Origin of the sequence: Massilia sp., from assembly GCF_031995545.1 — a bacterium.
Lineage (GTDB): Bacteria > Pseudomonadota > Gammaproteobacteria > Burkholderiales > Burkholderiaceae_D > Telluria.
Genome location: NZ_DAMAGA010000007.1, coordinates 162,354 through 177,580, shown reverse-complemented (window position 1 = coordinate 177,580; position 15,227 = coordinate 162,354). Strand labels below are relative to the sequence as shown.

Annotated in this window: 9 protein-coding genes; all 9 read left to right on the top strand. The window is 66.3% G+C overall.

Annotated features, from left to right (window positions below; translation table 11 throughout):
- Positions 1 to 18: 18 nt before the first annotated feature.
- Positions 19 to 435 carry a CopD family protein gene (locus RTQ83_RS08125; RefSeq protein ID WP_312513068.1) on the top strand — a complete coding sequence of 139 codons (417 nt, stop codon included), beginning with the start codon at positions 19 to 21 and terminating at the stop codon, positions 433 to 435.
- A 103-nt stretch (positions 436 to 538) separates the two neighbouring features.
- A complete protein-coding gene (locus RTQ83_RS08120) occupies positions 539 to 1,750 on the top strand; it encodes a class I SAM-dependent RNA methyltransferase (protein WP_409456092.1) in 1,212 nt (403 codons plus the stop codon).
- 22 nt (positions 1,751 to 1,772) lie between these two features.
- Entirely contained in the window at positions 1,773 to 3,062 is a 1,290-nt protein-coding gene (locus RTQ83_RS08115; protein ID WP_409456091.1) for a multidrug effflux MFS transporter, read from the top strand.
- A gap of 323 nt (positions 3,063 to 3,385) precedes the next feature.
- Positions 3,386 to 5,578, top strand: coding sequence for an HDOD domain-containing protein (locus RTQ83_RS08110; protein WP_312513048.1), 2,193 nt, complete (start codon positions 3,386 to 3,388; stop codon positions 5,576 to 5,578).
- Positions 5,579 to 5,596: 18 nt separating this feature from the next.
- On the top strand, positions 5,597 to 7,831 hold the full coding sequence (locus tag RTQ83_RS08105) for an EAL domain-containing protein (protein ID WP_312513046.1): 2,235 nt from the start codon (positions 5,597 to 5,599) through the stop codon (positions 7,829 to 7,831).
- A gap of 15 nt (positions 7,832 to 7,846) precedes the next feature.
- Entirely contained in the window at positions 7,847 to 9,337 is a 1,491-nt protein-coding gene (locus tag RTQ83_RS08100) for a hypothetical protein (protein ID WP_312513044.1), read from the top strand.
- A gap of 30 nt (positions 9,338 to 9,367) precedes the next feature.
- Positions 9,368 to 12,124, top strand: coding sequence for a pitrilysin family protein (locus RTQ83_RS08095; RefSeq protein WP_312513042.1), 2,757 nt, complete (start codon positions 9,368 to 9,370; stop codon positions 12,122 to 12,124).
- Positions 12,125 to 12,329: 205 nt separating this feature from the next.
- Positions 12,330 to 13,559 carry a putative DNA modification/repair radical SAM protein gene (locus tag RTQ83_RS08090; protein WP_312513040.1) on the top strand — a complete coding sequence of 410 codons (1,230 nt, stop codon included), beginning with the start codon at positions 12,330 to 12,332 and terminating at the stop codon, positions 13,557 to 13,559.
- Positions 13,556 to 15,157: a UdgX family uracil-DNA binding protein gene (locus tag RTQ83_RS08085; protein WP_312513038.1), complete on the top strand. Its 1,602-nt coding sequence runs from the start codon at positions 13,556 to 13,558 to the stop codon at positions 15,155 to 15,157. Before RTQ83_RS08090 ends, RTQ83_RS08085 begins: the two co-directional genes overlap by 4 nt.
- Positions 15,158 to 15,227 lie beyond the last annotated feature (70 nt).

Here is a 15,227-nt window from a genome sequence, read left to right as displayed (position 1 = left end):
CTCCAACAAAGGACCTCCATGCTGTATCTCTGGACCAAAGCCCTGCACATCGTCTTCATCGCCTCGTGGTTCGCCGGCCTGTTCTACCTGCCGCGCATCTTCGTCAACCTGGCCCAGGAAACCAACCCGGAAGCGACCGCCCGCCTGCTGGGCATGGCGCGCCGCCTGTACCGCTTCTCGATGTTCATCTCGGTGCCGGCGGTGCTGCTCGGCCTGTACCTGTGGATGGGCTTCGGCATCAAGGGTGGCTGGCTGCACGCCAAGCTCGCGCTGGTGCTGGTGACCATCGGCTACCATCATATGTGCGGCGGCATCCTCAAGAAATTCGAACGCGGCGTCAATACGCGCAGCCACACCTGGTATCGCTGGTTCAACGAAGTGCCGGTGGTATTGCTGCTGGCGATCGTGGTGCTGGTGGTGGTCAAGCCGTTCTAAGCAATACAGTAATAATCGACGTTCTACGGTCAGCCGATTCTCCGGCTGACGCGTTATCTCCATAGCTTTACAGTTTCATCAACGGACAAAAGGTACCCCTCCAATGGCATCCTATTTTTGCCCATGCCCGCGCGGCATGGAAGCGGCATTGGCCGAAGAACTGGGCGAAATCGCCCAGCTGAGTACCACCTTCAAGGTGCACAACCAAGTCCCGGGCGGCGTGCACTGCTCGGGCGCGCTGGAAGACGCCTGGCTGGTCAACCTGCATTCGCGCATCGCTTCCCGTGTGCTGATGCGCATGGGCCAGCGCAGCTACAGCAACGAAAACGACATCTACGACCTGGTGCTGGAACAGCCCTGGGAAGACTGGTTCGGCCCGGACCACACCATCCGCGTCGACGTCACTGCCGTCAAGTCGCCGCTCAAGAGCCTCGAATTCACCACGCTGAAAATCAAGGACGCCGTCTGCGACCGCTTCCGCGACCAGTTCAACAAACGTCCGTCGGTCGACACGCGCGAGCCGGACATGCGCATCGTCGGCTTCCTCGACCAGCGCAACGTCATCATCTACCTGGACACCTCGGGCGAGGCGCTGTTCAAGCGCGGCTGGCGCGAAGAGACCGGCGACGCGCCGCTGCGCGAGAACCTGGCCGCGGGCTTGCTGCGCGTGTCGGGCTGGAAGCCGGGCGTGCCGCTGTTCGATCCGATGTGCGGCTCGGGCACGATCCTGGTCGAAGCGGCCCAGATGGTGCAGGGCATTCCGCCCGGCGCGCGCCGCAAGTTCGCGTTTGAACAGTTCCGCGACCACGACCGCCAGGCCTGGGCCGCGATGAAGTCGGCCATCAAGCCGAACCCGCTGCCGGAGCAGCCGACCATCTTCGGTTCGGACATCTCGGGCGACATGGTCGCCATGACGCGCCATAACCTGAAGGTGGCCGGCATTCTGTTCGACGTGCCGCTCAAGCAGATCGAAGCCCAGCACGTGGTGGCACCGACCGAACAACCCGGCATCCTGCTGACCAACCCGCCGTACGGCGAGCGGATTGGCGTGCGCGGCGACAGCACCATCCCGCAGGACGACATGGCGAGCGGCTTCTATTCCGCCTTCAGCACCACGCTCAAGCAGCGCTTCGCCGGCTGGACCGCTTACCTGTTCACCGCCGACCTGGGCTTGCCCAAGCTGCTGCGCCTGAAGGAGTCGCGCAAGACCCCGTTCTTCAACGGGGCGCTCGAATGCCGCCTGTTCCGCTTCGACATGGTGGCCGGTTTCAACCGCCGCGAAGGTGCAACCCCGGCAAAACCCAAGCAGGACTAAAACAGGACTCACCACCACACCCATGCTGCCGCCAACCGAACCATCCGATCTGCCCAAGGACCCGGTCACTCCGGTGCCGCTTCCCACGCCGCACAAGATCGCGATGCTCTCGGCCGGCGGCCTGGCCACGCTGCTGGCGGCCCTGTCGATGCTGGGGCCGTTCTCGATCGACGCCTACCTGCCGGCCTTCCCGCAGATCCAGGCCGAACTCCACGCCACCCCGCTCGAGGTGCAGCAAACGCTGACCGCCTACATGCTGGCCTTCGCCGGCATGGTGCTGTGGCACGGCGCGCTGTCGGACGCCTTCGGGCGGCGCAATGTGATCCTGGTGGCGCTGGTGGTGTTCGCGATCGGCACCTTCGGCTGCGCCGCGGCATCGTCGGTGCACTACCTGTGGGTGTTCCGCATCATGCAGGGGGTGTCGGCCGGCGCCGGCGTGGTGGTGGGGCGCGCCATCATCCGCGATCTGTATTCCGACACCGCGGCGGCGCGCCTGCTGTCGATGGTGACCATGATCTTCTCGATCGCGCCGGCCATCGCGCCGGTGGTGGGCGGCTGGATCGTGACCCTGTTCGACTGGCGCACCATTTTCATCGCGCTGTGCATCTATACCCTGCTGCTGGGATGGTTCTGCTGGAAGCACCTGCCCGAGACGGTGCCGCTGCCGAAACGCCAGCCGTTCAACCCGCGCTTCCTGGCGCAGAGCTACGGCGCCATCTTCAGCTCCTTCCTGTTCCACATGAAGGCCGGCGTGACGGCGCTGAACTTCGCCGGCCTGTTCCTGTATATCGCGGCCGCCCCGGTGATGCTGCCCGAAAGCCTGGGCCTGGGCCCGTCGCAGTTCGCCTGGCTGTTCGTGCCGACCGTGAGCGGCATCTTCCTCGGTTCGCTGATGGCCAACCGCCTGGCCGGGACCATGGACTTCGCGCGCCAGATCCGCATGGGTTTCTTCTTCATGCTCGGCGCGGTGACGTTCAACGTGACGTATCACGTATTCCTGCCGCCGGCGCTGCCGTGGAGCGTGGCGCCGATGTTCTTCTTCACCTTCGGCAGTTCGCTGATCGCGCCCGGCGCGACGCTGCTGGCGCTCGATTTGTTCCCGCACATCCGCGGCACCGTGGCCTCGTGCCAGTCGTTCGTCTCGACCCTGCTGGGAGCGATCGTGGCGGGCGCGGTGGCACCGGCGCTGTCGCATTCGGTGCTGGCGCTGTCCCTGGGTCAGGCCGGCTTCGTGCTGCTGTCGCTGCTGTGCTGGGTCACCGCGCGCCGCCACCGGCGCAAGCTGCGCGCCAGCGGACAGCACGTGCCATGAGCACATGAAATAGGCAATTTCATGCATTGCAGGTAAAATTGCGTAATTGCAATTGAGACAAGTCTCTTGGGTAAAATTTAACCATTACCACAAGTTGCTGTACAATGCGGCATTTAGCATTAGAGCAATTACTCTGCAAGAGTTTCCAGTGTAACTATTGTTCCAGATCAGAAATGTATATATGCTACGTTACGTTTTTTGCATCGGGAGCAGATGGCACAACGCGCGCCTGTTCCGGGAAATGAGGCGCACGACGTTGTGGCAAGCCGCGGGGCCGGCCACCAATCAAATACCTTCGACAAGTGGCGGCCGTGTTTGACAACATGCACCAATCCGACCAGGACATCCGCAATCGCCTCCTGATTGCCCGTCTGCCGGCCATGCCGCAGATCCTGGTCAAGCTGATCGAGCACCTGCAGGCCGACGACCTCGGCATGCCGGAACTCGCCGCCCTGATCGCCAAGGACGCCGGCATGACCGCCAAGCTGCTGGCAGTCGCCAACAGCTCCGCCTACCACCGCACCACGCGCAGTGCCAACCTCGAGCAGTCCTTGATGGCGCTCGGCACCGACATGATCAAGACGCTGGTGATCAGCGATTCGGTGTTCCAGACCTTCAACAGCTTTCCCCATGCCGGCAGCGTCGACCTGCGCGCCTTCTGGAAAAATGCGCTGAGCGCGGCGGTGATCGCGCGCGACGCGGCGCGCATCCTCGACTATCCGCATCCTGAAGAAGCCTATTTGGCAGGCCTGCTGCACAACGTCGGCCGCCTGGCGCTGCTGGCCGCCGCGCCCAAGGAATACGGTTTCAACTTCACCGCGCGCGACGACGAAGACCTGTGCGCAGTCGAGCAGCGCACGCTGCAGATCACCCACACCGAAGCCGGCGCCTGGCTGATCGAGCGCTGGCGCCTGGATTCGTTCATGGCCGACGCGGTGCTGTACCACCACGAGCCGGGCGACCGGCTGGAAGCCAGCCATCCATTGATCCGCATCGTGCGCCTGGCGCATGTGCTGGCGGCGCACGCGGGCGATGCGGCCCAGGTGGCCGAGGCCTGCGCGCTGTGCGGCATCGATCCGGGACGCACCGAGCAGATGCTGGACGGCGCCGCGCGCCAGATCGAGCGCGCCGCCGCCCACCTGGGCATCGAGCTGGCCGGCGCCGACGACATCCCGACCCCGCCGGCCTGGGCGCCGCCGCCGGCCGATCCGGTGCAGCAGCGCCTGAACGAAGAGATGCGCAATATGGTGCTGGTGTCCGAAGTCGGCCAGAGCCTGGCGCGCCAGCAGGGAGAAACGGGCCTGATCGAAGCGATGACGCGCACCGCGCGCATCCTGTTCGATTTCGAGAGCGCGGTGGTGTTGCTGGAGAATCCGACCGGCCAGGCGCTGGCCGGCGCGGCGACGCCCGGCGTGCAGCGTATCGCCGACTTTACCGTGTCCTTGACCAGGGGCGGCCCGGTGGCGCAAAGCGCGCTGGAACGGCGGCCGGCCTTCGTGCAGCGCGAGCGCCAGCCGCTCGGCCTGGCCGAAGAACAGCTGCTGCGCATGCTGGGCAGCGAGTGCATGGTGGTGGTGCCGCTGGTGAGCGGCGCGCGCTGCCTCGGGGTCCTGATCGGCGGCGTGGCTGCCTGGCAGCTGCCGCATTGCCAGCGACGCGAACGCTTCATGCAGGCCTTCGGCGCCCAGGCCGCCGGCGCGCTCGAGACCCTGCTGGCCGAACGCGGCCAGGCGCGGCGCCAGCTGGCCAGCGTGGCCGAGGAATTCCGCGAAGCCTCGCGCCGCGTGGTGCACGAGGTGAACAACCCGCTGTCGATCATCAAGAATTACCTGAGCGTGCTGGACAGCAAGCTGGCGCGCCAGGAACCGGTGGGCGGCGAACTGTCGATCCTGAACGAAGAGATCGACCGGGTCGGCCAGCTGATCGGCACCCTGGCCCGGAACGGCGCACAGGACGAAGACCGGCTGCTCGGTCCGCGCCCCACCGATGCCGCCAAGGTGGTCGACGAGGTGCTGCGCCTGTTCCGCGCCAGCAGCTTCGTGCCGTCCTCGATCGCGATCGAGGCGCGCATGGCCGGCGACAACGCGGGTGACAATGCCATCGAGGGCGACCCCGATGTGCTCAAGCAGATCCTGGTCAACCTGGTCAAGAATGCCGTCGAAGCGTTCGGCCAACATGGCGGCAGCGGCAATCGCATCGAGATCGTCAACCGCGGCCACGTCAACCGCGAGCGCCGGCTGTACCTGGAGCTGGTCGTCAGCGACAACGGTCCCGGCCTGTCGCGCGAGGTGCTGGCCAATCTGTTCGCGCCGGTGCGCAGCACCAAGGAAAGCGCAGGAGACAATGTACCGCGCGGTATCGGCCTGTCCATCGTCCACGGCCTGGTCAAGAAGCTGGGCGGCCACATCGACTGCCGCAGCTCGCATGTCGGCACCGCCTTCGAAATCCTCTTGCCGGCGTGGTCCGGCGCAGGCACGGCGCTCGCGCTGCCTGCGCGCGCGCTCGGCTCCGCCTGAATTCCGTCCGACTTCACCATGCCCGCGCAACCCGTTCACCGCGCCGCCGATCTGTTCTCCGGCGAACCCGCTCCGTATTCCCCGCATCCCGAGGCCCAGGCTGATCCGCAGCCACGCCTGCTGCTGGTCGACGACGAGCCGCGCCTGCTGTCGTCGCTGTACGAACTGCTGCAAGGTCGCGGCTACCGCCTCACGACCGCGCCATCCGGTACCGACGCCATCGATCACCTGTCGCATCAACGCTTCGACCTGGTCCTGCTCGACCTGCGCCTGCCCGACATCGGCGGCCACCAGATCATGGACTTCATCAACGAGCGCAATATCGACGCCGACGTGATCGTGATGAGCGGCGAAGTCGGGATCGATGCCGCCATCGGCGCCCTCAAGCGCGGTGCCTACAGCTACCTGCGCAAACCCTACGGCCGCGAAGAGCTGCTCAGCACCGTCAGCAACGCGCTGCAGCGCCGCCGCCTGGCCGAAGAAAACGCACGCATCGCGCGCCAGCTCGAGAATTCCGAGAAGATGTACCGCTACCTGGTCGACTCGTCGCCGGACATCATCTATACGCTCAATCACGAAGGCCGCTTCACGTTCGTGAACGACAGAGCGTACCAATTGCTCGGCTACACGCGCGAAGAACTGATCGGCCAGCACTACTCGATCGTGGTGCACGAGGAAGACACCGAGCGCGCACGCTACGTGTTCAACGAGCGCCGGGTCGACGAACGCGCTTCGCGCAACGTCGAACTGCGCCTGAAGTGCAGGAATGGCCACGGCAACAGCGACCGTACCTTCAACACGACCCTGATGACGATCTCGCTGAACGCGATCGGCATGCACGTGCCGGACCAGGAAGTGAAGAAGCTGGAGTTCTTCGGCACCTACGGCGTGGCGCGCGACATCACCGACCGCAAGCGCGCCGAGGAAGTCATCTCCTACCAGGCCTTCCACGACATCCTGACCGACCTGCCGAACCGGATCCTGTTCAAGGACCGTCTTGGCTTGGCGGTGATCCAGGCCAAGCGCAAGCAGACCGAACTCGCGGTGATGTTCATCGACCTCGATCGCTTCAAGCTGGTCAACGACACGCTCGGCCACGTCAAGGGCGACGAGCTGCTGCAGCAGGCCGCGGGGCGCCTCAAGGAATGCCTGCGCAAGGGCGACACGCTGGCGCGCCAGGGCGGCGACGAATTCACCATCGTGCTGCCCGAGCTGCGCGACCGCGACGACGCGCGCATGGTGGCCGATAAATTCCTGGAAGTGCTGCAGGAACCGTTCGATCTCGATGGCCACGAAGTGCATATCTCGGCCTCGATCGGCATCGCCATCTATCCCAAGGACGGCGAATCGATCGACGAACTGCTGCGCCACGCCGACATCGCCATGTACCAGGTCAAGGCGCTGGGCAAGAACGGCCACAGCTTCTATCACGACTCGATGCTGGAAGTGTCGCACCAGAAGATCGCGCTGGAGCAAGCGCTGCGCCGCGCGCTCGAGCACGACGAACTGGAGATGTATTACCAGCCGCAGATCGACGCGCTCAGTGGCCGCATCGTCGGCGCCGAGGCGCTGATGCGCTGGAACCATCCGACCCGCGGCCTGTTGTCGGCCGGCGAATTCCTGCCGTTCGCCGAAGAGAACGGCCTGATGCTGCCGATCTCGGACTGGATGATCGGCGCCCTGTGCCGCGACATGCTGAAGTGGACCGCGGCCGGCGGCGGCGAAGTGCGGCTGTCGCTCAACCTGTCGCCGCAATACCTCGACCGCGGCGACTTCTTCGAGAAGATGCGCAGCGCGCTGACCCGCTATGGCATCGCGCCGAACCAGGTCGAAGTCGAGATCACCGAGAACATCTGCATCCGCAACCCGCAGTACGCGATCGAGCAGTTGAACAAACTGTGCCAGCTCGGGGTGTCGATCGCGATCGACGACTTCGGCACCGGCTACTCGTCGCTGTCGTACCTGCACCGCTTCCCGATCCACACTGTCAAGATCGACCAGTCGTTCGTGAAGGAGATCCACGAAGAGAACGGCCACTATCCGGTGATCCTGGCGATCATCTCGATCGCGCGCGGGCTGGGCCTGAACCTGATCGCCGAAGGCGTCGAGACCGAGGAACAGGCGCGCTACCTCACCGCCAACGGCTGCCTGACGATGCAGGGCTACCTGTTCTACCGCCCGATCGCGCTGCCCGACTTCATGGTTGCGCTGCGCACCCAGCCGGGCCTGAACTGGCGCGCGGCGCAGGCGTAAGCGCAGGCACAGGCGATGCTCGACCTTCCACCCGACACCGGCGACGCGGCGCTGCACGCGGCCTATCCGGCCCCGCATTCAGCTTCATACGCGGCCGATCTTGCGCACCTGAAAACGCTGGCCGAGCGCGGCATGGCGCAAGCCCAGTACAACCTGGGGGTGACGCTCCAGAAAGGGCAGGGCATGGCGCCAGATCCGGCGCAGGCCGCCCACTGGTACGAGCGCGCTGCGACCCAGGGATTTGCACCGGCCCAGTACAATCTGGGCTGGCTGTACGCCAAGGGCCAGGGCGTGTCCGTCGACCTGGCGCGCGCGCTGCACTGGTTCACCCAGGCCGCGCTGCAGGGCGAGCCGGGCGCGCAGCATAACCTGGGCATGATGCTCGACACCGGCAAGGGCGTGGCGCGCGACCAGGATGCCGCGCTCGGCTGGTACCGGCGCGCCGCCGACCAGGGCTACGCGCGCTCGCAGTTCAACCTGGCGCTGCGCTACGACAGCGGGCAAGGCGTGCAACGTGACCCGGCGCGGGCGCTGGAATGGCTGCGCAAGGCCGCGCAGCAGGGCCACGCGCCGGCCCAGTTCAATCTCGCCCTGCGCTACGACAAGGGGCAGGATGTACCGCATGACGGCGCCCAGGCGGTGCTGTGGTACGGGCGCGCGGCCGAACAGAATCACGCCAGTTCGCAGTTCAACCTGGCGTTGATGTACGACGCGGGCCACGGCGTGGCGCGCGATGAAACGCTCGCCCTGACCTGGTACCGGCGCGCGGCCGGGCAGGGCCATGCCGGCGCCCAGGACAGCCTGGGCATGCGCCACGAGCACGGCCAGGGCGTCGAGCGCGACGCGGCGCAGGCGGCGGTGTGGTACCGGCGCGCCGCCGAACAGGGCCTGCCGGCCGCGCAGTATCACCTGGGCCAGCTGCTCGACGCCGGCAACGGCGTGGGCCAGGACCAGTCGCAGGCCACGGCCTGGTACCGCCAGGCGGCCGAGCAGGGGCATCTGCGCGCCCAGTTCGACCTCGGCCTGCGCTACGACAGCGGCATCGGCGTGGCGCCGGACGGCGGGCAGGCACTGGCCTGGTTCCGGCGCGCGGCGGCGCAGGGGTATGCGCCGGCCCAGTACATGGTGGGCGCGCTGGTCGACCGCCTGGATGCCGGCTCCCCAAGCGAAGCGGCCGACTGGTTCCATAAGGCGGCCGAGCAGGGCCACGCGCTGGCGCAGTTCGAGTTGGGCCTGCGCTACGACTGCGGCAAGGGCGTCGAGCGCGATTACGAGGCGGCGCATTTCTGGTACCTGTGCGCGGCGCGCCAGAATCACGCGCGGGCCCAGTTCAACCTCGGCGTGATGTATGCAGCCGGGCAGGGCGCGCAGCGCGACCTGGTCGAGGCGTATGCGTGGCTGCACCGCGCCGGCGGCTCGGGCGTCGGCCATGCGGCCGGTTATCTGGAGAGAATCACAGCCCGGATGGAGCCGCAGCTACTGGCGCAGGCGAAGCGTTTGTTGTAGGGTGAGGGCGAGACCCGCCACCCCACGACAATGAAAAAACATCTCCTTCCCATCATGCTCGGCCTGGCCTTCGCCGCGGCCATTCCGGCGCACGCCGCACCAAGCGCCAAACCGTTCGCCTTCGACCGCAAGGCCTACGCCATCGACCACAAGAAGTTCGTCCTGCCCAACGGCCTGACGCTGCTGGTGCACACCGACCACAGCGTGCCGGTGGTGGGCGTGAACATGTGGTACCACGTCGGCTCGCGCAACGAGAAGCGCGGCAAGACCGGCTTCGCCCACCTGTTCGAGCACTTCTTCTTCAACGGTTCCGAGAACTACCCGCACGGGTTCCGCGAAGCGATGGACGACCTGGGCGCCAACAACCGCAACGGCACCACCAACACCGACCGCACCAACTTCTTCGAGGACGTGCCGGCATCGGCGCTGGAGCGCACGCTGTTCCTGGAGTCGGACCGCATGGGCTTCCTCGGCAACTACATCTCGAAGGAGATGCTGGAGCGCGAACGCGGCGTGGTGCAGAACGAGAAGCGCCAGGGCGAGAACCAGCCCTACGGGCGCGTGCGCCTGGAAGTGGCGGCCAAGATGTTCCCGTACTCGCACCCGTACTCGTGGTCGACCATCGGCAGCATGGAAGACCTGGCGGCGGCGTCGCTGGACGACATCAAGGAGTGGTACCGCACCTATTACGGCCCGAACAACGCGGTGATCTCGCTGGCCGGCGACATCACGCCGGAACGCGCCTATGAGCTGGTCAACAAGTACTTCGGCGCGATTCCTCCTGGCCCGCCGCTGCCGCGTCTTGAGACCTGGATTCCCGAACTGGAACGCGACATCCGCGACGAGATGGAAGACCACGTGCCGCAGGTGCGCATCTACCGCAGCTGGCACGTGGCCGGCTGGCGCGATGCCGACAGCCAGCGCCTCAATCTGCTGGCCGGCGTGCTGGCCGGTTCCAAGAGCGCACGTCTCGACCGCAGTCTGGTGTACGAGAAGGGGCTGGCCACCGCCGTCTCGGCCTACGTCAACGACCGTGAACTGGGCGGCACCTTCGACATCGTCGTCACCCTGAAGCCGGGCGCCGATCCGCTCGCGGTCGAGCGCGAGATCGAGCGCGTGCTGGCCGAGCTGCTGGCCAAGGGCCCGACGCCGGCCGAGCTGGCGCGCGTGAAAACGCGCGAGCTGGCCGACTTCTCGCGCAGCCTGGAACGTCTGGGCGGCTTCGGCGGCCGCTCGGACGTGCTGGCCGAAAGCATGACCTACGGCGGTAAACCAGACGCCTACCTGGATCGACTGGAGCTGTTCGCCAACTCGACGCCGGCGCAGGTGCAGGACGCCGGCAAGCGCTGGCTGCGTGGCCACCATTACACGATGACGGTGCGCCCGGCGCCGAAACTGGCCGCCAGCGCGTCGACCATCGACCGCAAGCAGCTGCCGGCATTGGGCGAGGCGCCCGACGTGAAGTTCCCGGCGCTGCAGCGCGCGCAGTTGAAGAATGGCGTCAAGGTGGTGCTGCTCGAACGCCACTCGGCGCCGATCGTCAACGTGGCCCTCGCCGTCGATGCCGGCGCCGCTTCCGACAGCGCCGACAAAGCCGGTACCGCCTCGCTCGCGCTCGACCTGCTCGACAAGGGCAGCAAGACGCGCGATGCGTTCGCCTTGTCCGACGCGCTGGAAAACCTGGGCGCGCGCCTGTCCACCAGCACGACGCCCGACCTGTCGCTGGTGCGCCTGCAGGCGACCAGCGCCAACCTGGCGCCGTCGCTTAACGTGATGGCCGACGCCGCGCTGAATCCCGCCTTCGCGCAGGACCAGTTCGCGCTGCAGAAGGGCCGCCGCCTGGCCCAGATCGGGCAGGAGAAGGCGCAGCCGAACAGTCTGGCGCTGCGCCTGATGCCCGGCCTGCTGTACGGCCAGCAGCATGCGTATGGCAAGCCGGCCTCCGGTTACGAGGCGACGGTGCAGGGCGTGGCACGCGAGGACCTGGCGGCGTGGCACGCGGCCTGGTTCCGTCCGGCCAGCAGTACCATCGTGGTCGCCGGCGACACCACCATGGACAAGCTGCTGCCGGCGCTGGAAGCGGCTTTTGGGCGCTGGCAGGGCGGCAGCGCACCGGCCAAGCAGATGGCAACTGTGCCTGCGACCGTCGGCAAGCGCGTGATCCTGATCGACAAGCCGGATGCGCCGCAATCGACGATCGTCGCGGCCCACCTGTCGCAGGTGTACGGACAGCCGGAAGACCTGGCCATGGAGCCGGTGATGCAGAACTTCGGCGGTATCGCCACCTCGCGCCTGAACCGCAACCTGCGCCTGGACAAGCACTGGAGCTACGGAACCAGCGCGCGTCTGCCGGAAGTGCGCGGCCAACGCCCGTTCTACGTGCTGGCGCCGGTACAGACCGACAAGACGGTGGAAGCGATGCGCGAAGTGGCGAAAGAGGTACGCGGGGTGGCGGGCGAACGTCCGCTGGTCGACACCGAGTACCAGAGCATCATGCGCAATATGACGTCGCGCCTGCCGGGCCGCTTCGCGACCCTCGATGCGCTGGAAGGGGCGGGGCTGTCGAGCGTCAACCTGAGGCTGGCGGACGATTACTGGAACCGCTATGCGGCGGGCGTGCGCGGCTTGTCCGAGCAGCAGCTGGGCGCGGCGGCGGCCAAATTCGTGCGGCCGGATGAGGTGGTATGGGTGGTGATCGGCGACCTGCGCCGGATCGAGGCCGGGGTGCGCTCGCTGGGCTGGGGCGAAGTAAGCGTGGTGGATGCGGACGGGAAGCGGTTGCGCTGATCGCCTGTTCGGCCTGTTTCGCATGGGCCGGCTTGTGCCTGCCCATGCGCGCCATATCCTCAGAAAGTCGCGGTTGGTTCAATAAACCAACACCACCTTTGACGTCCCACATTTGAACCGTCGGCACGGCGGTTCGGTGCGTATTCACACTGAATACCTGCGCACGCCAGGCTATACTGTATGTCCATACAGTCACGCCAGCGCAATGGAACTTACCGACAAGCTCGAAATCCTGGCCGACGCGGCCAAGTATGACGCCTCTTGCGCCAGCAGCGGCGCGCCCAAGCGTGGCTCCGAGGGCAAGGATGGCCTGGGCGCGACCACTGGCATGGGCATCTGCCACAGCTACACGCCCGATGGCCGCTGCGTCTCGCTGCTCAAGATCCTGCTGACCAATTTCTGCATCTACGATTGCCAGTACTGCATCAACCGGCGCAGCTCGAACGTGCCGCGCGCCCGTTTCGCGGTCGAGGAAGTGGTCAAGCTGACGCAAGACTTCTACCTGCGCAACTACATCGACGGCCTGTTCCTGAGCTCGGGCATCATCCAGTCGGCCGACTACACCATGGAGCAGCTGGTGGCGGTGGCGCGTACGCTGCGCGAAGTGCACCAGTTCCGCGGCTACATCCACCTCAAGACCATTCCGGACGCCGATCCCAAACTGATCGAGGAAGCCGGGCGCTGGGCCGACCGCCTGTCGGTGAACATCGAGCTGCCGACCCACGACAGCGTGACCCGCCTGGCGCCGGAAAAGAACGTGCACACCATCAAGCTTGCAATGGGCTCGATCCGCCGCAAGCTCGACGAAAAGGCCGAGGAACCGAAGGCGCCGAGCTTCGCGCCGGCCGGCCAGAGCACGCAGATGATCGTCGGCGCCGATGCCAGCGACGACCACACCATCCTGAATACCGCCGAGACGCTGTATGGCAGCTATAAACTCAAGCGCGTGTACTACTCGGCCTTCAGCCCGATTCCGCAGAGCCCGAAGAGCGTGCCGCTGGCGCCGCCGCCGCTGCTGCGCGAGCACCGCCTGTACCAGGCCGACTTTTTGCTGCGCGGCTATGGCTTCACGGCGGGCGAGCTGATGCCCACGACCGGCAACCTGGCGCTGGATGTCGATCCCAAGCTGGCCTGGGCGCTGGCGAATCGCGAGCATTTCCCGATGGACCTGAACCGGGTGGATGCGTCCCTGATTCCAAGAATCCCCGGCATCGGCATCCGCAACGCCAAGCGCCTGGTCGACCTGCGCCGCCTGCGCCGCATCCGCTGGGAAGACCTGTCGCGCCTGCGCTGCAGCCTCAAGAAGCTGGCGCCGTTCGTCGTCACCGCCGACTACAAGCCGGCGCAGGGAGGGGCCAGTTCCGAACTGCTGCGCAAGCACATGGCCGATGCGCCGCAGCAGATGAACCTGTGGCCGGAATTGCAGGCGGCATGAGATCCGATCGCGGCGCCGCAGGCACGGTGGCAGGCAGCGCGCCAGCCAGCATCGCCGCGTACGCTGCCACGGCCGCTGCCGATGCACGCGCCGGCCGGCCATTGCTGGTATCGGATTTCGCCGAATGGCGCGCGGTGGCGCGCGAATTGCTGCGCGCCGGCGTGCCGCCCGAAGAGGTGACCTGGGGCGCGCCCGGGGCCGACCTGTTCTCGGGTGCGCCGGCTTCCGAGTCCGCTGTGCATAATCAGACCGCGCATCCAGACCATGACCTCCTGTCCACGCCGGCACCAGCCGGTAGCCAGGAGCCTGCCAACCCAACGGCGCCGCGGCCGCAGATTCCGCGCTCGCTGATGGAGATGCTGCAGACCGCCGCCTGCTACCGCGACCACGACCGCTGGGCTTTCCTGTACCGCGTCATCTGGCGTTGGCAGCAGGGCGAGCATGACGTCCAATCGCCGGCCGATCCGGATGGCCAGCGGCTGCACGGTATGGTCAAGGCGGTGCGGCGCGAGGTACACGACATGCATGCCTACATCCGATTTCGCGAACGGCCGATCGAGGCCGGTGCACCGCAGTTCGTGGCCTGGTTCGAGCCGGGCCACGACGTGCTGCCGCAGGTGGCCGAACATTTCGTCGCCCGCATGGGCAAGGTCAGCTGGATGATCGCGACACCCGACGCCAGCGTGCTGTGGGATGGACAGACCCTGCACAATACCGGCCCCCTGATGTCGAGCGCGGCCGACCTGGACGATGCCGGCGAAGCGCTGTGGCTGACCTATTACCGCAGCATCTTCAACCCGGCGCGCCTGAATACCCAGGTGATGAACAGCCACATCCCGTCGCGCTTCTGGAAGAACCTGCCCGAAGGCGCGCTGGTGCCGTCGATGGTCAGCCAGGCCGGCTTGGGCGCGCGCAAGATCGGACAGGTCGCCGCGGTCGGACGGCGCAGCGGCACCACCATCCCGATCTCGGCCGAGAAAGCCCAGCCCGAGCGCGAGCAACCATCGAAACTCGACGAATGCCGGCGCTGCGAGCTGTGGCAGCACGCCACCCAGGCGGTCGGCGGCGAAGGGCCAAGGCATTCAAAGATCATGATCGTCGGTGAGCAGCCGGGCGACCAGGAAGACCTGGCCGGCCAGCCCTTCGTCGGCCCGGCCGGCAAGCTGCTCGACCGCGTATTCGAGCAGGCTGGCGTCGAGCGCAAGGGCGTCTACATCACCAACGCGGTCAAGCACTTCAAGTGGGAACCACGCGGCAAGCGGCGCCTGCACAAGACCCCGGCGCAGAAAGAGATCGAGGCCTGCCACTACTGGCTCGAGAAAGAGATCGCTACCCGTAAGCCAAAGGTAATCGTGGCGATGGGCGCGACCGCGCTCAAATCCGTGCTGCAAACCGGCAGCGTCACGCTCAAGGACAAGATCGGCCGCCCGGTGCGCCATGGCGACAGCTGGGTGGTCACGATCTACCACCCCTCGTACGTGCTGCGGGTGCCGGACGAAGCGACCAAGCAGGAAGCGTTTTCCGTCATGGTCAAAGGCTTGCGCATGGCGCAGGAACTGCTCGATCGTTCCGACGTTGCAGAGCCGCCGGCCGAATGACATACGCATAAAATATGCATAATATGCAACACTAATTGATTTGCAACATCCTGTTACTGCCGCGCTCTTG